Source organism: Halorientalis pallida (assembly GCF_004118325.1).
GTDB classification, from domain to species: domain Archaea; phylum Halobacteriota; class Halobacteria; order Halobacteriales; family Haloarculaceae; genus Halorientalis; species Halorientalis pallida.
This window is the reverse complement of the sequence record NZ_RDFA01000001.1, coordinates 329950-350499: the sequence shown is the minus strand read 5'-3', so window position 1 is coordinate 350499 and position 20550 is coordinate 329950. Positions and strand designations below refer to the sequence as shown.

Here is a 20550-nt window from a genome sequence, read left to right as displayed (position 1 = left end):
CGACGCCAGGGGCTCACGGCTGGCCAAGGCTTACACTCGGTCCCGTCGAGTCACCGCTGTGAGCGAACTGCGGGAACTCGCGGTGAGCGGAGCCTTCGCCCTCCTCGCGGGAGTGGCCGTCTGGCCGCCCGTCGAGGCGCTCCTGTACTGGCGGTGGCTCCCGGGCGCGGCCGCGGCCGGTGACCTGATCGTCCTCCCGGTCGCGGTGCTGTCGGTCTCGCTCGGCGTCGGGTTCGCCGCCGCGACCGGGATCGGGCCTCGCCGGTTCCTCCCGGGCGGGATGGCCGCGTATCTGACCGGGATGGCCCTGATCGAGGCCGCGCTCGCACCGGAGAGCCCGGTCCACCTCGTCCTCTACGCCGCCGTCCTCGTCGCCCTCACCGCCGGTGTCGCGCTCGGCGTCGCGGCCTCCGGACCGATGCGACCGGCGTCGTCGCCACGCGACTGACGGACTCACTCGTCCTCGACGACGTGGTGCGGGCCGAGCGGGCCGTGTTCCGGGCAGGTGCCGACGATGGGCGTGGCGTTACAGCAACCGACCCGGCGGCCGGTCGCGACGAGGCCGGTGGTCAACTCCGACCCGCAGAGCCGACACTTCGGGGACGCGTCCGCCATCACCAGGCCTCGCGGAGGACACGTTCGAGATCGTCGACCGTGGGGTCCAGTTCGGCCGGCGCGTACCCCATCAGGCTGTCGTTCAGGGTGTACGCCGCGATATCGTGGAGATCGGACTGCTCGATGCCGTCGACTTCGCGGAGACTGGACGGCAGCTCCAGCGCGTCGCGGATCTCCGCGACCCGGGAGACCACGGCGTCGGCGAGTTCGTCGTCGCTCGCCCCCACGATGTCGACGCCCAGGCCATCCGCGAGCAGGCGACGGCGACCGTCGACGTGATCGAAGAGGTAGTCGAGCGCGTGGGGCGCGACGACGGCGTGGGCGACCCCCTGCTGGACCGGGTAGCCGGCGGTCAGTCCGTGACCGAACGCGTGCAACAGCGAGAGGGTCATCCCGTCCGGTCGGGAGGCCCCGTACTGCGCGAGGACGATCCCCTGCACGACGGGGTCGAGCGCCGCGTCCGTGTCCTCCCGCAGGTCCGGCAGGCCCGCCGAGAGCAGTTCCAGCGCCCGTTTGGCCGTCGCGTCGGTGACGGCGGTCCGCGTGCTGGCGTAGAGTGCCTCGATGGCCTTGTCGAAGCCGTTCATCGCCGACCCCGCGAGGACGTCCGTCGGCGTCGTCGCGAACAGGGTCGGATCGTACAGCAGGGCGGCGGGCATCAGTCCCTGGCCGAACAGTCCACCGCCGACGGGTTCGTCGACCAGTCCCGAGGCCGGCGTAGCGGTGATGCCCGCGGCCATCGAGAGGTCGGCCCCGGCAAGCGTCGTCGGGACAGTGACGATGGGCGGCACCTCTTCGGGTGTCGCGATAGTGCCCGTCGATTCCAGTTCGGCCGCGAGTTCGTCCGGACCCTCTTCACGGCCGGAAAGCACCGCGATGGCTTTCGCCACGTCGAGACTGCTCCCGCCGCCGAGACTCACCAGCGCGTCGGCGTCGACGTCCGCCATCGCCTCCAGGCCAGCCACGGCCGACCCGAGGCGCTTGTCCGGCGTCGTCCCGGCGAACGTCGCCGCGTGGTACTCGCCGAGGCCGTCCTCGACGGGGTCGATGACGTCGGAGGTCGCCCCGACCGTCTTCCCACAGACCACCAGCGCGCGATCGGCACCTGTCCCCGCGAGTTCGTCGGCCAGCGCGTCGACACAGCCGCGGCCGTACCGGATCGGCCCGTGGTCGTAGGCGAATCGGAATCCGTCGGCGTCGTCTTCCATACCCGGTGGTGGGAGAGCCGGAACATTAGGCGTGCCGCCCGAGTATCCCCGTTCGTCCCGCGCCGAACGGTTTTCCCCGTGCCGTGCCTGGGACTCCCATGGCCTGCCCCTACCTGGCGTACCGTCGCGAGGACGCAGAGCACAGTTTCGACACTGATCGCGCCTACTGCACGGCCGCCGAGACCTTCGTCCAGCCGATGCGCGCGGACATCTGCAACGACCGCCACGAGCTCGACCACACCACCGACTGCGAGATCTATCTGGAGGCAGACGAGTGAGCTACGAGACCTACCTCGCCGGGGAGCCGGTCATCGTCACCGCGGCGCTGACGGGCGGCGTCCACGGCAAGGAAGCCAATCCGGCGATCCCCGAGACGCCCGCGGAGATCGGTGCAGCCGCCGCCGCGGCCGAAGCCGCCGGCGCGAGCGTCGTCCACCTCCACGCCAGGCAGGACAACGGCGAGCGCGCCTTCCCGACCGAGCGGTTCCAGGAAGTCACCGACGAGGTACGGAGCCGGACCGAGGACGTGATCGTCCAGCACTCGACGGGCGGGACCGGGGCGTCGGTCGAGACCCGCGCCCAGCCCCTCCGGACCGACCCCCCGCCGGAGATGGCCAGTCTCGACATGGGGCCGCTGAACCGCTACGACCACCTCACGAGCGAGAACACGCGCGCCACCGTCGACGCGCTGCACGACGAGATGCAGGATCGAGGCATCAAACCGGAACTGGAGCTGTTCAACGACGGGCACATCAACGAGACGCACCAGTTACTGGAGCGACGCGACCTCGACGACCCTCTCTGTGCCACGCTGATCTTCGGGTCGGGGACGCTCACCCGGCCACGGCCACGGAACTTTCTGAACGCCATCGACGATCTGCCCGAGGGCACGCTGTTCAACACGCTCGGCTTTGGCCCCCACCAGCTCGCCTTCGCCACCATGGGCATCCTCTTCGGCGGCCACGTCCGCGTGGGGCTCGAAGACAACGTCTACTACGAACGCGGTGAAATCGCCGAGAGCAACGCACAACTGGTCGAGCGCGTCGCGGGGGTCGCCGAGACGCTGGGCCGACCGGTCGCGACGACCGAGCAGGCCCGCGAGATTCTCGGGCTATAACAGATCCGCGACCAGCCCGTCGAGGTGATCCAGTTCGTCGGCGTTGACGCCGTGGCCCATCCCCTCGTAGATGCGGGTCGTCACGTCGCCCCCGAGGTCGGACAGAATCTCCGCGGTCGCGTGGACGCGCTCCTCGGGGATGTGCGGGTCCACGTCGCTACAGCCCAGAAAGACTGGGGTCGACTCCAGATCACCCTCGATCGCGAGGTAGTCGTCGGGATCGACCGCCTCGCCGATCAATCCCCCCGAGAGGACCGCCAGGCCGCCGTAGCGGCGCCGGGTGCGGGCGACGAACTCGCTGGAGAGACAGCCGCCCTGCGAGAACCCGACGAGCAGGACGCGATCGTGGGGGACACCCGCGTCGACGGCGATCTCGACTGCGTTCTCGACCGCCTGCAGGCCGGAGGATCGACCGGGCTCGTTGCGCTCGACGGGTGCGAGAAAGGAGTTGGGGTACCAGGTGCTCCGGGCGGCCTGTGGGGCCAGCAGGGCGACGCCGTCGCGGTGGATCTCCCGACCGAGTTGCTGGACGATGCTCTCGGCGCTCGCGCCGCGGCCGTGGGTCAGCACGACTGCGGCCTCGGCGTCGTCGAGGTCGGCCCCGGCGGTGACCAGCGGCTGGTCCTGGTGGGGCCCGGTCATCGCTCGGCCTCTGTGGGGGTGGGTTCGTCGATGTCGGCCAGTTGCGACTCGATAGTCTCCCGATCCTCCGCGAGCCACGGCGGGAGTGTCAGCTCGCTGCCGAGTCCGGCCACCGACTCGTCGCGGGTGAAGCCAGGCGGGTCGGTCGCGATCTCGAAGAGGACGCCGCCGGCCTCCCGGAAGTAGATCGACTGGAAGTACTGGCGGTCCTTCTGTTCGGTGACGCGTTGCCCCCGCTCGATCAAATCCTCGCGCCAGTTCAGCTGTGTCTCGGCGTCGGGGACGCGGACGGCGACGTGGTGGACGGTCCCAGTTCCCTGCCGGCCGCGCTCGCCCTCGGGTCGGTCGAGAACGTCGACCACCGTCGCGCGCTCGCCGTCGGTCTCGTAACGCGTCCGTTCGCCCGCCTCGTCGACGGGTTCGTACCCCATCGACTCGAGGAGGCTCCCTGTGTCGTCGGGTGCGAGGGAGTCGAGCGTCACGCCGTGGAACCCGCGGATGGCGTGTTCCGCGGGGACCGGCCCGTCGGCCCACGGTTCGATATCGCTCTCGCCGGTGACCAGTTCCAGCGGCTGGCCGTCGCGGTCCTCGAAGGTGACGACCGAGTCTCCGAATCGCTCGGTCGGTTCCGCGACCGGGAGTCCCTCGGCTTCGAGGCGGTCGACCCAGAAGGCGACCGATCCCTCGGGGATCACGAACGCAGTGGCGCTGGGCTGGCCCCGGCCGACACTGCCGGACTGGCCGCTCTCGAACGGGAAGAACGTGAGGATCGTGCCGGGCGTGCCGACCTCGTCGCCGTAGTACAGGTGGTAGGTGTGCGTGTCGTCGAAGTTCACGGTGCGTTTGACGAGCCGCAGGCCGAGCACGTCGGTGTAGAGGTCGACGTTGGCCTGCGGATCGCTCGCGATAGCCGTGACGTGGTGGATGCCGGGTGTCTGGATGCTCATCTGGTGGTCTCCTCGAATGGAGGGTCATACGCGAGCGACGCATATAGGCGCTCTCTGACCACGATGCTATCAGGTGATACCGGTGTCACCGGGCCAGCCCGTCAGGCAGGGCGCTCGCCGGTCCCGGTGTCGTCCGCCGCCGACTCCGCGGGTCCGGCCCGGCCGAACAGGACGCCGGCGAGCGTGTGCGGGCTGTGGTTCCGGAGGACCGAGAGGAGATTCGCGGCGAACACGACGGTGTCGGCGGCGACCAGTGTGCTCGCGAGCGGGGCGACGACGGCGGGCAAGGCCAGCAGGTCGGCGGCGACGAGTCCGCCCGTGCCGGTGGAAAACAGGGCGAAATCCGCCGCCGCCAGCCGGTCGTCGATTACGGGAACGTCCTCGAACCCGAGGCGGTCGCTGTACCGGTGGACCCAGACGATGAACGGGACGACGTGGTAGAGGATGCCGAGGACGACGAACCCGACGACCCCGGGCGCGAGCAGGTGCGCAGTGCCGGGGCCGCCGAAGCGGTAGGCCAGCGCGAGCGGATCGGTCAGCCACGCCGGTGCCGTCAGCAGGCTCCAGCCCGCCATCGCGACGGCGTACCGCGAGAGCATCGGCGCCCGGTCGACGCGGGCCTCGATCAGCCGGCGGGCCAGCAGGATCGAGACGCACGCGACGCCGAGGAGCACGAGTGCACCGCCGATCCGTGCGAGCAGTGGGTTCCCCACCAGTCGACCGCCCGCGAGCGCGAGGACACCGGCGGGGTACCCGTACGACTCGATCCGGCGGCAGTGGTGATCGACTCCGTGGGGTTCGGTCTGGGTGAACGTCGTCGCGAGCTGGTAGAGCGCGCCGAACACGGCGAGCGTGGCGTGTGCGCCGACGAGACCTGTCCGCGTGACCGGCAGTGCGGCGAACACCGGCGTGACGCAGGACAGCGCGAGCAGGAACCTCGGCGCGGTCACGAGGACGAACGAGCGGAGCGCGAACGCGAAGTGGGCTTCGGTCACGTCGAGGCCGTCGACGCGGGCCAGGGTCCGCCCGACGTCGTAGGCGACGGTCCAGAACCCTGCCAGCGCGAGCGTCCCGAAGACGCCGTCGGCGACCGCGAGACCGGTCGCGCCGACGAGGAAGCCGACCGCGACGACGAAGTGCCGGAGCGGGACGGTCGTAGGCAGCCCCCGTCCGGCGTCGATGTCGCCAGGAACGACGCTCATGATCCGGGATACGTGGCGGTCCCTCGAACGGCTGTGGCCGAACAGGGTCGGTCCCGGTGCGCACAGTACCGACGGTGGACGCTAGAGGGGTGTTACGGTTGGACGGTCGAAGTCGCGAGAACGGGAGCGCGTGTCGGCCGGAGTCGGTTCGCCTCGTCGCGATCACTCCACGGTTCGGGGTTCGTCACCGGCGTCGAGCGGGGCGGGGTCGGCGTCCTCGTCGAGGTCGTGGGTGGAGTAGCGACGGACCGCGTCGGCGGGGCAGAGCCACACGTCGGCGGCGAACCAGCCGAACAACTTCGTCGCCTGCTCGTAGGCCACGTCGGCGTCCGGTGCGGTGACGCTGCCGACGTATCGCATGCGGCCGTCGGTTTCTTCGCGGACGAACACGTTCCACTCGCGTTCTGTGGCGTCCCGCGGTGCGTCGCCGACGCGGGCGCGTTCGGGTTTCTCGACCATGTGTCCTCACTCTGTAGTCTGGATGTCGGTCCTGTCCAATCCGTTCGTCACATCTCGTAGCCGGCGTAGCCCATCAGGTCGGCGAAGATGTCGGTGTCCATCGCCTCCTCGTAGACGATGCCGGTGACCATCCCGCCGGGGTAGGTGGCGGCTGCGTCGAGGCCGTTGGTCGCGTGGTTGACCTTGTGGCAGTGCATCAGGTAGATGCCGGGCTCTGCGCTGGCCTCGAACTCGATGGTGTGGCGCTCGGCGGGCGCGATGTTCGTGATGTCGCGCTCGAACTGCAGGGGTTCCGGGAGCTGGGTGCCGTCCTTCTCGACCAGGTCGAACCGGTGGTTGTGGGTGTGCATCGGGTGGGCCATGTACCCGCCGACGTTCACCATGTGGACCCGGACGGTGTCGCCCCGACTGACGATCAGCGGCGACCCGTCCTCGGGGTGGAGCGTCCGGGGGAGACTGCGACCGTTGACGGTGAAGACGTCGGCCTTGCGACGGGTCGGGCTGTAGCTCACGTCCTGGCCGGCGTACAGCCGGGGGAGCCGGGAGTCCCAGTCCTTCACGGTGAGGAAGTACTCGCGATCGGCCTCGTCGTAGCCTTTCGGGTCGACCCGGAAGATGCCGTACATCCCCATCTCGATGTGCTGGTGAGTCTGGTAGTGGCAGTGGTAGCCGTGGGTCCCGGGGGTGTTGGCGGGAATCTCGTAGGTGTGTTTCTCCCCCGGCGGAACCTTGATTCCAGAGGTCGTCGGCACGCCGTCGTCCTTCCAGGCCTTCTGGACGCCGTGGAAGTGGACGGTGTGGGGTCGCTTGCCGTCGGTGTTGTCCAGCGTCACCTCGATCACGTCGCCTTCCTGGGCACGCAGGACGGGGCCTGGGACGCTGGGTTGGCCGTCGTCGGCCGCGAAGGCCCACACTCGCGGGAGTTCGATGGGGCCGCCGAGCGACTCCTCGGGGTGGACCGGGAGCCGCGCCGGGACGGTCTTCAGGGTCACCTCGTTGTCCTGCTCGGCGAGATCGACCATCTCCGGCGGGGCCGCCGCCGGCAGCGACGACTGGTTCGACTGTGCCGCCGGCGTCGTCTCCGGTGTCCCGGCGGTGTTCTCGGCGCGCGGAGCGCCCTGACATCCGGCCAGCGCGACGGTCGCCGCTCCGCCAGTTGCCGTCACGAAATCACGACGCGAGAACCGCGTTCCCGGCGCACTCATCTGGTCGCTCATGACAGCTTCAGCTTGTGGTGAGTGATATATACGGGACAGGAGGATTCCAACGGCCCGGGAATTCATTCGAACATGTTCGGCTCGGGAGCTACCTTGGCGGTCCCCACCCGTGGCCTGCACACGCCAGGCAAGTACTTTCCGCCGGCGACGGCGTACGCGGCGTGTGCGGCTGGTTCACCTCTCCGTTCCCGACGCCGACCGGGCGGCCGTGGTCGGGGTCCTCGACGACAGGAATCTCGGCTACGTCGAGACTGCGGGTGCGGGCGACCTGGCGGACCGTACCCTGGTTTCGGTCGTCGTCCCGGCGGACGCCGTCGAACATCTCCTCGACGACCTCGAAGCGGTCGGCTACGACGACGACACGTACACCGTCTCGCTGGCGGCCGAGTTCGCCAGCTTTCCCGGTATCGACGCGGTCCAGGACGAGTGGGCGGCGACGCCGAACAAACTGGCGCCCGCGACGCTGCGCTCGAAGGCCAAGGACCTCCGGTACAACACGCAGACGTACCTCTGGATGATGTTTCTGAGTACAGTGGTCGCGACCGCGGGCCTTCTGCTGGATTCGCCCGCTACCGTCGTCGGATCGATGGTGCTCGCCCCCATCGTAGGGCCGACGTTGACCGGCAGCGTCGGCGCCGTCCGCCGGGACTGGCAGATGGTCGTCGACAGCGTCTACCTGCAACTGCTCGGGATGGGGCTGGCCGTCGGCGGTGCGGTCGTCGTCGGCCTCGCGACCCGGTGGTTCCTGACCGTGCCGCCGTCGCTGGCCGTCACGAGCATCGAACTGGTGACGCTCCGGCTCTCGCCCGGTCTCCTGCCGCTCGTCGTCGGACTCGCGGCCGGGGCCGCCGGCGCGTTCGGACTGGCCACGAAGGGCCAGGTGAGTATCGTCGGGGTCATGATCGCGGCGGCGCTGATCCCGGCCGCCGCGGCGGCGGGAATCGGGTTCGCCTGGGGGAAACTCCTGCTGGGCCTCGGTGCGACCACGCTCCTCGTCTCGACCCTGCTCGCGGTCAATCTCGGCGGGTACACGATGTTTCGATATCTCGGCTACGGCCCCGACGAGGTCCCGACGGAACCGCTGGCAGGTCGACACGAGCGAACCGTGTTTCTCGTCGCCGTGATCGGCGTCGCGGTCGTACTCACTGGCCTCGCGGTCGTCGGACTCGCACAGCAGAGTACGTTCGAGCGGGACGCCACCGCCGCGACGGCGCGCGTCCTCGACACCGAACCGTACCGCGGGCTCTCGGTCAGTGACACGACCTTCGAGTACGCCGGCGTCGGTCCCGTCTCCGAGCCCACCACCGTCACGGTCACGCTGGCTCGCACCGGGAACCGCTCCTATCCAGACCTGCCCGAGCGACTCGCCCGCCGGATCGCCGACCGGACCGACACGTCCGTCGCCGTCCGGGTCCAGTACGCCGATTACGATACCGCCACGGTCAGAAACCGGGACCCCGGTCGCGACTCGCCACCCTCCCGACCCCCGACCAAAAATTATTTTGTCCTCTCTCGCATCAGCTTGGACAAGCTCGCTTGCTGTAGTCAAAGCGAACTTGCAATCAATCCATGACCCAGGACACACTCGTACTCGTCGGGCAGGAGGGGACACACGCCAGGGAGACGCTGGCGACCCACGCGGACCGCGTCGCGCGCCGCGGGGCAGTCGACGCTGCCCACGCAGTGACGTATTCCGAGGAACCCGGCCGGGAACTCCGCGACCGATTTCGCTCCCTGCCCGAGGGCGTCGTGTACGTCGTGCCGGCGTCGCTGGCCCACAGCCGCGAGACGACGGACGTGCTGCCGCGGACCTTCCCCGCGTTCGACGGGACCGTGCGGTACTGCGAGCCGATCGGGCAGAGTCCGGCGATCACGCGGCTGGTGACCGCGCGCGCGACCGCGCTGGTCGAGGCCGGCGACGACGGGACGCTCGTCCTCGTCGGCCAGGGCAGCAGTTCCCAGCCTTACCACCGGCAGATGGTCGAGTACCACGCCACACGGATCGCCGAGCGCACCGACTACGCCGCCGTCGAACCCACCTACCTCCTGCAGAACCCCGCCGTCGAGTGTATCCGCTACGCCGTCGAGACCGACCGTGCCGTCGCCGTTCCCCTCTTTCTGACCGCCAACGCGACCACCGATCGCCGCATCCCGGCGAAACTCGAACTCGATCGTGGCGGGATGGCCTACGCCGATCCACTGGGCGACCACTCGCTCGTCACCGACGCCATCGAAGGCGAGATCACCCGTCAGCGCGCGCTGGCGGCCGCCGACCGGGCCACGCCGACCTCCTTCGAGGACGCGCTGGTCCAGGGCGCACGCTCGGTCGCCACCGACGGCGAAGGCCGGCCATAGCCCGGCGTGGCCTCCGCCTGAACCCCCCGCCTGTCCGTCGGGTGTGGACCGCTACCACCTGCCGTTCGCGCCCGGGCGACTTTGCTAACACTCTTGAATCGTGACCTCGTCGTGTGCGGTATACGTGTATTTTTCGCCAACCGACACCCAGCAACACGCTCTCGTTCCACGACTATGTACACTATCGACGGGTGAACTGTGAATCCGAGTCGTGTCGACTCGATCGTCGATCTCACGTACGGGCTGCTGATCGCGCTCTCCGTGGCGCTGATCGTGGTCGTCGACAACGCCGCTGGACTGGCGTTCGGGTTCGGCGTCCTGCTCTCCTATCTCATCCACGTCGTCTGGAAGATGGCCCGGTTCGACCCCGACTGGATGACCACTGCGGTCAAAGAGACCGTCCAGGAGACCGTCGACGAAACCGTCGGCGACACGGTCGAGGAAACGGTCGGTGAGACCGTGGAGAAAACCGTCGACGAAACTATCGAAGAGACCGTCGAAGCGAAGGTCGGCGAGACGGTCGAAGAGACGGTCGGCGAGACCGTCGAGGAGAAAGTGGGCGAGACGGTCGAAGAGACGGTCGGCGAGACCGTCGAGGAGAAAGTGGGCGAGACGGTCGAAGAGACGGTCGGCGAGACCGTCGAGGAGAAAGTAGGTGAGACTGTCGAGGAGAAAGTGGGCGAGACTGTCGAAGAGACGGTCGGCGAGACCGTCGAGGAGAAAGTAGGTGAGACCGTCGAGGAGAAAGTAGGTGAGACTGTCGAGGAGAAAGTGGGCGAGACGGTCGAAGAGACGGTCGGCGAGACTGTCGAGGAGAAAGTGGGCGAGACTGTCGAGGAGAAAGTAGGCGAGACTGTCGAAGAGAAGGTAACGGAGAGGGTCGAGGAAACCGTCGAGGAGACGCTCGAAGAACAACTCGACGGTGCGGAGGACGACGACTCGGCCGAACACGAGGACGACGAAGACGGGGGGAGCTGATGGTCGCGATACTGCTCGTGGTCGGCGTCCTCGTGGCGATGTTCGTCGCCTACAACATCGGCGGCTCCACGACGGGGCCGGCGTTCGGGCCGGCCGTCGGCGCGAACGCGATCTCGAAGACGGGTGCAGCGGCCCTGATGGGGCTGTTTTTCTTCCTTGGAGCCTGGACTATCGGGCGGAACGTCGTGACGAAACTCGGGACGGAGCTCGTGGTCGACACCGGTGTGTTCACGCTCGAAACGTCGATCGCGGTACTCTTCTTCATCGGAGTCGCGCTGCTCGTCGGAAACGTCTTCGGTGTGCCGGCCTCGACGTCGATGACCGCCGTGGGCGCGATCGCGGGGCTGGCCCTCGCCGGCGACGTGCTCGACCTCGCGGTCATGGGCGAGATCGTCATCTGGTGGGTCGTCTCGCCCATCATCGGGTTCTGGGTGTCGCTGATCATCGGCCGCTACTTCTACGCGCGACTCAACAAGTTCGTCGCGATGGAGCGCAGCGAGGGGCCGCTACTCGATATCGACCGTTCGGGGCTGGTCCCGATCCCTCACGTCCACCGAACCACCAACCGACGGGAGTTGATCGGGACGGTCACCGTCGTCGCGATCGGCTGTCTGATGGCCTTTAGCTCCGGGACTTCGAACATCGCCAACGCCGTCGCGCCGCTGGTCGGGAGCGGCGAACTCGCGATGGATCCCGCGATCGCTCTCGGGGGCGTCGCCGTGACCATCGGTGCGTTCACGATCGCCCGGCGGACGCTGGAGACGATGGGCAGTGACATCACGGAACTGCCGCTGACGGCGGCAATCGTCGTCGCGTCGGTCAGCTCCACGCTCGTGGTGTTCCTCTCGGTCCTGGGCATTCCAGCTAGCTTCGTCATCATCGCGACAGTGTCGATCATCGGACTGGGATGGGGGCGAGCGACCCGAGCTGTGACCGTGCCCGAGGCGGTCAGGAAAGAGAAAGCGCCGCCAGTCACCGTCGACGCGCTGGCCGACGACGAAGCCGGTGAGGAGCTACCACCCATCGGTGAGGAGGAGCCCGACAACGTCCCGCGCGCGGGAAACCTCTTCGACCCTGCGACGACCGCCCGCGTCGTCCTGATGCAAAACGTCGTGCCCGCCATCGCGACGCTCGGCGCGTACCTCACCTTCCGGTACGTCCCGATCTTCGGCCTCTGAGGGGCCCCGCCCCTACTCTCGACGGACGACCAGCACCGACAGATCCGAGAATGGCGTGTCTTCCGGCCTGTCGCCGCCCGCGTGTTCGGACAGTCCGCCGAGCGTCGTCCGCGTGATCGACTCCTCGTCGTGGGTCAATCGCTCCAGTACGAGTGCGTCCAGTTCCGCTGGCGCACCCGCATCCACCAAGTCGGCAGCCACGTCGCCGGGCATCAGGTCGTACGGCCGGGGCAAGACGAGCAGGTGACGCTCGCCCACGGCCTCCCGGAGCCCCACCAGATCGGCCGACAGGTCGCCACTCCTGTGCAACGTGACGAACGCCGTGTCCTCCATCGGCGTCCGGGCGCGCGAGGCCGCCACCTGGAGCGCGGAGATGCCCGGCACGACTCGCACCGGTCCGGTTCCGGCTTCCTCGGCGGCACGCTCTACCTTCCCGAGGAACTGGTAGCCCGAGTGGTTCGGGTCGCCCATCAGGACCGCCGTCCCGCGCTCCCCCGAAGCGACACGCTCGGCGAACCGGGCCAGCGTCTCGCCCTCGTCGCGGTAGCCACAGGTCAGCAGGTCGGCGTCGGTCAGGTCCGCGACGAACTCGACGACCGTCTCGAAGCCGACGACCACGTCGGCCTCGGCGATGGCCCGCCGCCCCCGCGGCGTCAGGAACTCGGGATTGCCGGGACCGATGCCGACGGCGTGGATCGGATCGTCGGGATCGACCGGCTCTGGTTCACTCGCGGCGAACGCGGCCGGGTCGGGGCCCGAATCCAGATCGTAGTCGTCGGTCATTCTGGAAGGTCCACCGCACCGTCTCGTGCGTCGCTGGCGACGTGGACGAGTTCGTTGGTCAGCCCGGCGGCGAGCCCGCTCCCGCCCCGGCGGCCGACGTTCGTGATCGCGGGCACGTCGTGTTCGGCGGCCACCGCACGGAGCCGTGTCCGGCTCTCGGCGGCCTTGACGAATCCCACAGGTGTGGCCACGACGACGGCGGGCCGGGTCCCGTCCTCGATGCAGTCGGCCAGCGCGAGCGCCGCGGTCGGGGCGTTCCCGACGACGGCGATGGCCCCGTCGTAGACGCCCTCGCGGTCGAGTTCGAGGACGGAGGCAGCGGTGCGTGTCATGCCGGTTTCGGCCGCGAGGTCCGCGCCGTTGCCGATGGCCTTCCGGACGGGGCAGTCGTGACCCCGGCCGGTGATGCCCGATTTGACCATCGTGATGTCGGTGACGATGGGCCGTTCGTCCAGCACTGCCCGCGCGCCGGCGACGACGGGTTCGTCGTCGGTCTCGCCGGAAAAGCGGACGAGGTGCTGGAACTCCGGATCGCCCGTCGCGTGGACCGACTTCTGTCTGATGCGGTCCGCAAGCGTCTCGTCGGGGACGAGTTCGCGCACGCGATCCATCGAAGTCTCGGCGATGTCCATGGCGTTCTCGGTGGTCGCGCCGAGGTCGGCGTACTCCTCGAAATTTGAGCCATCAGTCGTCATCGCTGGTCACCTCCTCGGAATCCTGGCCGGCGCGGTCGGCGGCCGCGCGGGCCTCCAGGTCACCGTCGACATCCAGATTGAGGTCACGCAACCGGTCCTCGGTCGCCTCGTCGGCGTCCCAGAGACCACGCTCGATGGCTTCGAGCAGGGTGTCGGTGATCGAGTCGAGTGCCCAGGGATTCACCTCTTTCAGCCAGTCCTGGCGTTCCTCGTCGAAGGCGAACTTCTCGGCCACGTCCGCCCAGAGGTGGTCCGAGACGACGCCGGTGGTGGCGTCCCAGCCCAGCACCACGTCGACCGTGGTCGAGAGGTCGCCAGCACCCTTGTAGCCGTGGTCCTCCATCGACTCGATCCACTCTGGGTTGAGGACGCGGGCGCGCATCGCCTTTCGCACTTTCTCCTCGTTGGTGTACACGTCCACGTTGTCCGGATCGGCCGAGTCGCCGACGTAGGACGCTGGTTCCTCGCCGCTCGTCTCCGCGACGGCGGTGATGAACCCGCCGTGGAAGGCGTACCAGTCCGAGGAGTCGAACTCGTCCTGTTCGGCCGTGTCCTCGATCTTGACGGTGGCGTCGACGTTGCCGAGGCGGCGCTCGAAGGCGTCGTGGGCCTCGCTGACCTTCCCACGGGAGCCCATCGCGTAGCCGCCCCACTGGACGTAGACGTCGGCGAGGTCGCTGCGGTCGTCCCAGTTGCCCTCGTCGACGGCCTTGTTGGTCCCCGCACCGTAGCCGCCCGGGCGCGTGGTGAACACGCGGTGTTTCGCGGCGTCGCGGGCCTCGCTCGCGTCGAGGCCCTCCGACTCCAGGTCCTCGGCCTCCTCGTCGACGTGTTTCTTGACGTAGTTCATGTCGTGTGGCTCGTCCAGATCGATCACGGCGTCGACGGCGTCGTGGATCACGCCCGCCGCGGCGGGGAAGGCGTCCCGGAACAGGCCGGAGACGCGGGTCGTCACGTCGATCCGTGGTCTGTCGAGTTCGTCTAGCGGGATCGGATCCACGCCGTCCACGCGGCCCGCGTCGGTCCACTGGGGTTCCACGCCCATCAGTGCGAGTACCTGCGCGATGGTCTCCCCCCTCGTCCGGACGGTCGGGGTGCCCCAGGCCACGACGCCGATCTCTTCGGGATACTCGCCCTCGTCTTCCAGATGGCGTTCGGCCACGCTGTCGGCCACCTCGCGCCCGACGTCCCAGGCGCTCTTGGCCGGGACCTTCCGTGGGTCGAGGGTATAGAAGTTTCGCGCGGTCGGGAGCAGGTCGACGCCGCCGCGCGTCGGCGCGCCGGAGCCACCGGGGGGAACGTACTCGCCGGCCAGTGCGTCCGCAGTGCGGGGAATCTCTTCTTCCGCGCCGGCCACGCGCGGCGCGGCTTCCTCGCAAATGAACGCCAGCGCCTCGCGGAGGTCCTCGTGTGCGCCCGAGTTCGCGCGGGCATCCCCGAGCGGGTCGATGTCGACGACCAGTAGGTTCATGTTGACCTCGCTGTCCCCGTCGTCGAGTTCGCTCTCGGGCACGTCGAACTCGTGGTCGGACAGCGTCCCCACGAGGTCGAGACTGGTCTCGTACACCTCGTCGGCCGCCTGCGCGTAGGTCATGCCCAGGTCCTCGTCGTAGGTCCCAGGCTCGTCGAGCATCCGCTGGTAGTCGACGCCCAGCACGCCCGCGACGGCCTCCCGGAGGCTCGGGCCGCCGGGGTTGTCCAGTCGCGTGAGCGCGACCAGATACTCGGTCAGTCGGTCGCCATCGGGTGGTTCACCCATCGTGTGCAGGCCGAGCCTGATCTGGGTCGTCTTCACGTCGGTCAGGTACTCGTGGATGCGCTCGACGAGGGCGTCGATGTCCACCTCGTCGCCCTCGACGGTGCCCTCCGCGAGCGTCGACCCAGCCTCGTCGGGGCCCCTGACATCAGCTTTCTCGTCGATCTCCCCTGCGATCCCCAACTCGACTGATAGATCGAGGTCGTCGACCGTCTCGCGGATGCGATCGGCCAGCGCCTCGCCGTCGTCCGTACGAGCGTCCTCCATCCCGGCCTCCCGATAGCGGTCGGCCAGTTCCTCCAGATCGGCCAGGTCGTCGTAGGTACCTGCGTTGCTCATCACCGGCGTGAGGTAGTCGACGACGGCCGCGTACGAGCGGCGCTTGGCCTGCGTCCCCTCGCCGGGGTTGTTGACGATGTAGGGATAGACGTTCGGAATCGCGTCGATCAACTGATCGGGCGCACTCTCGCCGTCCAGCCCGACGGTCTTGCCGGGGAGCCACTCCAGACTGCCGTGGGTGCCCAGGTGGACGACGGCGTCGGCGGCGAACTCCCGCTCGAGCCACTCGTAGAAGGCCACGTAGTCGTGTGGCGGCTGGAGATCGGAGTCGTGGTACACCTTCGAGGGGTCCATGCCGAACCCGCGCGGCGGCTGGACCGTGACGAGGACGTTCCCGAACTCGACGCCCGGGATGGCGAACGGTCGGTCCGGGGCCTCGCCCCACTCCTCGATCACGTTCTCGCGGAACCGCTCGTCCTTCTCGGCGAACCAATCGCCGTATCGGTCCGGGGCCACCGTGTCGACGGAGAGTTCCCGCACGTCCTCGGGGGCGACCCAGCGGTCGTCCAGCGTCAACTGCGCGGTGAGGTCGTCGATCAGCGACTGGCCATCCGGGGGCGACCGACCGCCCATGTCGTACCCGCGAGCGCGGAGTTCGTCCAGCAGGTTGACGGTACTTTCAGGACTATCCAGCCCGAAGGCGGTCCCGATGCCGTCGTCGCTGGGCGGGTAGTTGTGGAGGACGACGGCGACCTGCTTGTCCGCGTTCGGGGTGTGCCGGAGTTCGGCCCAGTTGACCGCCAGGCGGGCGGCGTGGTCCACGCGGTCGTCGATGGGGAAGTGCTGTTTCGGGGCGCTCCCGATGTCCGCGGTGTCGTCGGTTCGCTCCTTGCCGCTGATCGGGTGGGTGATGACGTTGCCGTCGAACTCCGGGAGCGCGACGGACAGTGCGAGTTCGAACCCCATGACGCCGGTGTCGCTCGACTCGTACCGGGAGCGCGAGCGCATCGTCGTCACGGTCTGGATCACGGGGACACCCAGCCGATCCAGGAACACCTCTTCGGCGGAATCGCCCTCGTCGCTGGCGCTGCGGCCGCGCTCGTCCATCGACAGCGAGAACATGAACGAGGAGAGCACGGCGTCGACGACGGACTCGCCGTGGGCGTCGAGCAACCACTCCTCGGTGACGCGTTCGGCGTCCCACTGGCCCTCGGCGTCGGTGGCGGGTTCACAGAAGATCGGGAGCGCGTTCGCGCCCTGGGCCTCGACCGCCCGGACCTGCGCGTCGACGTAGTGCGTGTTCTCGTGTGTCCAGTGAGACTCGTAGAACCAGATGGCGACGGTCGGCGCGGCCGGATCGAACGTCTCGACGAGTTCGTCGTAGCTCGCCGCCGGGTGATCGGGGTGGTAGACACCTTCCGTCGGGAGATCGACGGGCTCGTCGTAGGCCGGGTCGGCGTCGGTCGCGTAGGTGGCCGTGAGATAGCGCAAGCAGTTGGCGACGTTGGCCGTGCCGCCCCGTTCCAGATACGCACAGGCCTGTTCGCGCTCGGCGCTGGCGACAGTCGTATCCTCGACGGCGAAGGCGTCGCCGGTCGCCTCGACGATCAGGGGGACGCCCGCCTCGGCCAGTCGCTCGCGGGCGTGGTCGTAGCCCGGCATGCTGTCCTGACCCCCGTGCAACCAGAACACGACCGCCGTCGCGTCCGTCAGTTCGTCCACGAACGCGTCCACGTCGGCCACGCCGTCGAGGTCCCCGTCCGAGCGCACGACCAGGTCGCTCTCGACCTCCGCGGCCGCGCGCTGGACCGCGCCCAGTTCGTTCTCCGTCGCAGTGTATAACCCGATCTTCGGCATAACGTTGTTAAACCTCTGTTTACTTAACGCAAGTATGGTTGATTACGGCGACGGCAAAAAAGCTTCGCAGGCCCGGGCCGAGCGTGGCGCGAATCGGCCGGCGTTCGGCGAGATCGTCGGGCAGGCGGCGTTCAAGCAGGCTTTACTCGTCGTCGCGGCGAACGACGACCTCGACGGACTGCTCGTGTCCGGGGAGAAGGGGACGGCCAAGTCGACGGCCGTCCGCGCGCTGGCCGGTCTCCTCCCCCAGCAACGGGCGGTCGCGGATTGCCCGTACGGCTGTCCGCCCGAGGACCCCGCCGGGCAGTGTGCGGACTGCCGGGACCGCGACGATCCGCCGGTCGAGACACGACCGGTACCGCTGGTCACGCTCCCGCTGGGTGCGACCCGGGATCGGGTCGTCGGGACGCTCTCGGTCGAAGATGCCCTCGACGGTAACAGTGAGTTCGAGCCCGGGTTGCTGGCGCAGGCCAACCGCGGAATCCTCTACGTGGACGAGGTGAACCTGCTGGACGATCACCTGGTGGACGTGTTGCTCGACGCGGCGGCCAGCGGGGTCAACCGCGTCGAGCGCGACGGCGTGAGCGTCAGCCACCCCGCCGAGTTCACGCTCGTCGGGACGATGAATCCCGAGGAGGGCGACCTCAGACCGCAGTTGCGCGACCGCTTCGCGCTCCAGGCCACGGTGACGGGCTGTCGGGAGATCGAGGACCGCGTGGCGATCATCCGCCAGGCGCTCTGTGAACCTCCGGGGTCGGATACGGACGCCGACCCCGCGGCCCGACTCCGGCGGGCGCGTGACGCTCTCGGGGACGTGGTACTGCCCGACGAGTTCGCGGCCGACATCGCAGAGTTGTGCCGCGACGCGGGCGTCGACGGCCACCGCGGAGACATCGCCACGGCGCGTGCCGCGAGGGCGCTGGCGGCGCTCGACGGGCGCCCGCGAGTGATCGAGTCCGACGTGCGCCGGGCCGCCGAGCTGGCGCTCCCCCACCGGCTCCAGTCCCGACCCTTCGAGGACGCCCCGGATCCCGAGGACGTCCTCGACGATCACTTCGACGGTGACGACGCCGACGGAGAGGACGCCGACGGGGACGGGACGGGCGGCGACGGGAGCGAGGGAAGCGACACCGAGGGGAGTTCCGAAGAACCGACAGCCGACGACGAGCGGGCCGACGGACCCCGATCCGACGGAACCGACCCGGCGGACGGCCAGGGGGGTGACCGATCCGGCGACGGTGACGGCGACGGCGACCGCTCCGACGGCCAGGACCACCCCGACGGCGGTGACGGCCGGAACGGGCAACCGTCACCGACCGCCGAGGGTGATACGGCCGGTGACGGCGAGCCCGGTGCCGAGGAAACCGAGTCTGGGACCGATTCGGACGGAGACGAGGCGGAAGACGGGACGCCGGCCACGCCATTGCTCCCGGGCCAGCGACGTGCGGAGATCGGTGACGCCGCCGCACCGGACCTGTCACCACCCGACCCCCTCGGCCGGGGCGAGGAGAGCCGCGGTGGCTCGCGCGCTCAGTCGGCCTCGAGTCCCGACGCCGAGGGCGGTCGCGTGCGGACGACCCGGACGGACGGGCACGACGGTATCGACGCGTCGGCCTCGGTCCGTGCGGCGGCCCAGCGGGGCGGGTCAGCGGTGGAGTCCCGCGACCTCCGGCAGTCGGTCCGGGCTGGAAATACTGGGGCGCTGGTTCTGTTCGTCGTCGACGCGAGCGCGTCGATGCGGGGCGCGATGCGGACGGCGAAAGGGACGGTCCTGGAACTGTTGCAGGACGCCTACGAGGCTCGCGACGAGGTGGGCTTCGTCGCGGTGGCCGGCGACGAGGCCGACGTGGTCCTCCCGCCGACCGACAGCGTGACCCGTGCGGCCCGCCACCTCAAGGACCTCCCGACGGGCGACCGGACGCCACTGCCCGACGGACTCCGAACCGCGAGGGCGGTGCTGGACCGCGCCGATCCGGACGCCGCGGTCGTCGTGCTGGTCACCGACGGCCGGGCCAACGTCGCCGACGGGAGCCCGACCGCCGAAACCCGCGGGGCCGCCCGCGACCTGGCCACGCTGGACGCCGAGACCGTCGTCGTCGACGCCGGCGACGGGAGCCGTGCGGAGGTAACCGACCTCGTCTGTGACACTCTCGACGCCACTCGGGTCCCGCTGTCGGCGCTTTCGGCCGACCGCGTGAGCGCCGCCGTCGACCGCAACTGAGATTTGGCGCACTCGAAAGTTTTACAACTAAGCTTGCTGTTGTACAATCGTAGTTTACTATGGCGACAGCGAACACCGTTCACGGACGTATCGAATCGGCGCGGCCGGCGCTGACCACGCCGCGGGTTGCACTCGGTCTGACACTGATCGCGATTCTCGGATTCACCCTCCTGTTCGTGCAGGAGCCACTGGTCCACGACTCGCTGCACAACGCTCGGCACGCGGCGGGCATCACCTGTCACTGATGCTCGAGTCGTACCTGGTGCGCGGACTGAAAGCCGGCCTCGTCGCAGGCGTCGCACTCGGGCTGTTCGTCGCCGTCCTGGCGAATCCGATGATCGCCGCGGCCGAGGGCCTGGCCGGCGACCACGGCGGCCACCACGCCAGTGACGGCTCGGGCGGCCACCACGCAGGCGAGGGGGGACACGGCGGACAGGAGGCGTCGGGCGTTCTCGGCGTCGTCTCCGCGCCGCTGATCAGCGTCGTCGGCGGCGTGTTCTGGGGCCTCCTGCTCGGCGTGCTCACGTTCGGCCTCGCTTTCTACTTCCTCGAACCGGCGATTCCGGGGACCGGGGCCACCAAGAGCGCCATCGCGGCGGCCGGCGGCTTCGTCACCGTCTCGGGTGCGCCCTGGCTCGTCTTGCCGCCCCAGCCACCGGGTGTCGAGCAGGCGCTCTCGACGGACGCACGGCTCGCCCTCTACGCCGGGCTGATGCTCGCCGGATTGAGTGCCTGCCTGCTGGCCGGATACGTCTACACCGGACTTCGCGACGGCGGACGAGGCCGCGCGCTCGTCGGTGCGGCGGTGCCGTTCTGTACACTGGTCGGCCTCGCGTTCGTTCTCCCCGCGAACCCGGCGACCCAGTCGCTCCCGGTCGCGTTCGTCGCCGCGTTCCGCGCCCAGGTCGTCTTCGGCCAGGCGATGGTCTGGACGCTCCTGGCCGGGACACACGCCTGGCTGGCTGCGGGCGACGAGACAGACGAAAAACAGTTCGCGACCGATGTGGGCGTCGACGACCCGGTGACCGCGGACTGACCGGT

At 69.1% G+C, this 20550-nt stretch carries 20 protein-coding genes; 10 read left to right on the top strand and 10 right to left on the bottom strand.

Annotation, left to right across the window (positions count from 1 at the left end):
• Nucleotides 1-58: 58 nt before the first annotated feature.
• Nucleotides 59-448: a hypothetical protein gene (locus EAF64_RS01935; RefSeq protein WP_129067289.1), complete on the top strand. Its 390-nt coding sequence runs from the start codon at nt 59-61 to the stop codon at nt 446-448.
• A 5-nt stretch (nt 449-453) separates the two neighbouring features.
• Here EAF64_RS01935 and EAF64_RS20715 read toward each other — a convergent pair whose 3' ends face one another.
• Nucleotides 454-615, bottom strand: a complete 162-nt coding sequence (locus EAF64_RS20715; protein WP_193767538.1) for a hypothetical protein — start codon at nt 613-615, stop codon at nt 454-456.
• A complete protein-coding gene (locus tag EAF64_RS01930; RefSeq protein WP_129067288.1) occupies nt 615-1823 on the bottom strand; it encodes an iron-containing alcohol dehydrogenase family protein in 1209 nt (402 codons plus the stop codon). The genes EAF64_RS20715 and EAF64_RS01930 overlap by 1 nt, the downstream gene beginning before the upstream one ends.
• 98 nt (nt 1824-1921) lie before the next feature.
• On the opposite strand from EAF64_RS01930, the gene EAF64_RS01925 reads away from it, so the two are divergent.
• A complete protein-coding gene (locus EAF64_RS01925) occupies nt 1922-2101 on the top strand; it encodes a hypothetical protein (protein WP_129067287.1) in 180 nt (59 codons plus the stop codon).
• Nucleotides 2098-2940, top strand: coding sequence for a BKACE family enzyme (locus tag EAF64_RS01920; protein ID WP_129067286.1), 843 nt, complete (start codon nt 2098-2100; stop codon nt 2938-2940). Before EAF64_RS01925 ends, EAF64_RS01920 begins: the two co-directional genes overlap by 4 nt.
• Here EAF64_RS01920 and EAF64_RS01915 read toward each other — a convergent pair.
• The 5 genes from EAF64_RS01915 to EAF64_RS01895 all read right to left on the bottom strand — a co-directional run bounded on the left by EAF64_RS01915 (nt 2935) and on the right by EAF64_RS01895 (nt 7407).
• The gene (locus EAF64_RS01915; protein ID WP_129067285.1) at nt 2935-3582 is read right to left on the bottom strand and encodes an alpha/beta hydrolase; all 648 of its coding nucleotides are present in this window, start codon (nt 3580-3582) and stop codon (nt 2935-2937) included. The genes EAF64_RS01920 and EAF64_RS01915 overlap by 6 nt on opposite strands.
• On the bottom strand, nt 3579-4529 hold the full coding sequence (locus EAF64_RS01910) for a ring-cleaving dioxygenase (RefSeq protein ID WP_129067284.1): 951 nt from the start codon (nt 4527-4529) through the stop codon (nt 3579-3581). The genes EAF64_RS01915 and EAF64_RS01910 overlap by 4 nt, the downstream gene beginning before the upstream one ends.
• Nucleotides 4530-4630: 101 nt before the next feature.
• Nucleotides 4631-5731: a hypothetical protein gene (locus EAF64_RS01905; RefSeq protein ID WP_129067283.1), complete on the bottom strand. Its 1101-nt coding sequence runs from the start codon at nt 5729-5731 to the stop codon at nt 4631-4633.
• 162 nt (nt 5732-5893) lie between these two features.
• Nucleotides 5894-6190 carry an Htur_1727 family rSAM-partnered candidate RiPP gene (locus EAF64_RS01900; RefSeq protein WP_129067282.1) on the bottom strand — a complete coding sequence of 99 codons (297 nt, stop codon included), beginning with the start codon at nt 6188-6190 and terminating at the stop codon, nt 5894-5896.
• 47 nt (nt 6191-6237) lie between these two features.
• Nucleotides 6238-7407 (bottom strand): multicopper oxidase domain-containing protein, encoded by a 1170-nt coding sequence (locus tag EAF64_RS01895; protein ID WP_129067281.1) that lies wholly within the window; start codon nt 7405-7407, stop codon nt 6238-6240.
• Between the two features lie 163 nt (nt 7408-7570).
• Between EAF64_RS01895 and EAF64_RS01890 the strand changes: the two genes are divergently transcribed.
• The 4 genes from EAF64_RS01890 to EAF64_RS01875 all read left to right on the top strand — a co-directional run bounded on the left by EAF64_RS01890 (nt 7571) and on the right by EAF64_RS01875 (nt 11918).
• Nucleotides 7571-8980, top strand: a complete 1410-nt coding sequence (locus EAF64_RS01890) for a DUF389 domain-containing protein (protein WP_129067280.1) — start codon at nt 7571-7573, stop codon at nt 8978-8980.
• Nucleotides 8977-9762 carry a CbiX/SirB N-terminal domain-containing protein gene (locus EAF64_RS01885; RefSeq protein ID WP_129067279.1) on the top strand — a complete coding sequence of 262 codons (786 nt, stop codon included), beginning with the start codon at nt 8977-8979 and terminating at the stop codon, nt 9760-9762. Before EAF64_RS01890 ends, EAF64_RS01885 begins: the two co-directional genes overlap by 4 nt.
• A gap of 198 nt (nt 9763-9960) precedes the next feature.
• Nucleotides 9961-10740, top strand: a complete 780-nt coding sequence (locus EAF64_RS01880; protein ID WP_129067278.1) for a hypothetical protein — start codon at nt 9961-9963, stop codon at nt 10738-10740.
• Entirely contained in the window at nt 10740-11918 is a 1179-nt protein-coding gene (locus tag EAF64_RS01875) for an inorganic phosphate transporter (RefSeq protein WP_129067277.1), read from the top strand. The genes EAF64_RS01880 and EAF64_RS01875 overlap by 1 nt, the downstream gene beginning before the upstream one ends.
• 12 nt (nt 11919-11930) lie before the next feature.
• Here the strand turns inward: EAF64_RS01875 and EAF64_RS01870 are convergent, their stop codons facing one another.
• From EAF64_RS01870 to cobN, 3 genes are read right to left on the bottom strand one after another with little or no spacing between them, the layout of a single operon-like run.
• A complete protein-coding gene (locus tag EAF64_RS01870; RefSeq protein ID WP_129067276.1) occupies nt 11931-12701 on the bottom strand; it encodes a cobalt-precorrin-7 (C(5))-methyltransferase in 771 nt (256 codons plus the stop codon).
• Nucleotides 12698-13396, bottom strand: coding sequence for a precorrin-8X methylmutase (locus EAF64_RS01865; RefSeq protein WP_129067275.1), 699 nt, complete (start codon nt 13394-13396; stop codon nt 12698-12700). The genes EAF64_RS01870 and EAF64_RS01865 overlap by 4 nt, the downstream gene beginning before the upstream one ends.
• A complete protein-coding gene (cobN, locus tag EAF64_RS01860; protein WP_129067274.1) occupies nt 13386-17288 on the bottom strand; it encodes a cobaltochelatase subunit CobN in 3903 nt (1300 codons plus the stop codon). The genes EAF64_RS01865 and cobN overlap by 11 nt, the downstream gene beginning before the upstream one ends.
• A 34-nt stretch (nt 17289-17322) precedes the next feature.
• Between cobN and EAF64_RS01855 the strand changes: the two genes are divergently transcribed.
• Genes EAF64_RS01855 through EAF64_RS01845 form a run of 3 tightly spaced genes read left to right on the top strand, consistent with a single transcriptional unit; the run spans nt 17323 to nt 20545 of the window.
• Nucleotides 17323-19509 (top strand): VWA domain-containing protein, encoded by a 2187-nt coding sequence (locus tag EAF64_RS01855; RefSeq protein ID WP_129067273.1) that lies wholly within the window; start codon nt 17323-17325, stop codon nt 19507-19509.
• Nucleotides 19510-19568: 59 nt separating this feature from the next.
• Nucleotides 19569-19754 carry a CbtB domain-containing protein gene (locus EAF64_RS01850; RefSeq protein WP_129067272.1) on the top strand — a complete coding sequence of 62 codons (186 nt, stop codon included), beginning with the start codon at nt 19569-19571 and terminating at the stop codon, nt 19752-19754.
• Nucleotides 19754-20545, top strand: coding sequence for a CbtA family protein (locus tag EAF64_RS01845; RefSeq protein WP_129067271.1), 792 nt, complete (start codon nt 19754-19756; stop codon nt 20543-20545). Before EAF64_RS01850 ends, EAF64_RS01845 begins: the two co-directional genes overlap by 1 nt.
• Nucleotides 20546-20550: the final 5 nt, after the last annotated feature.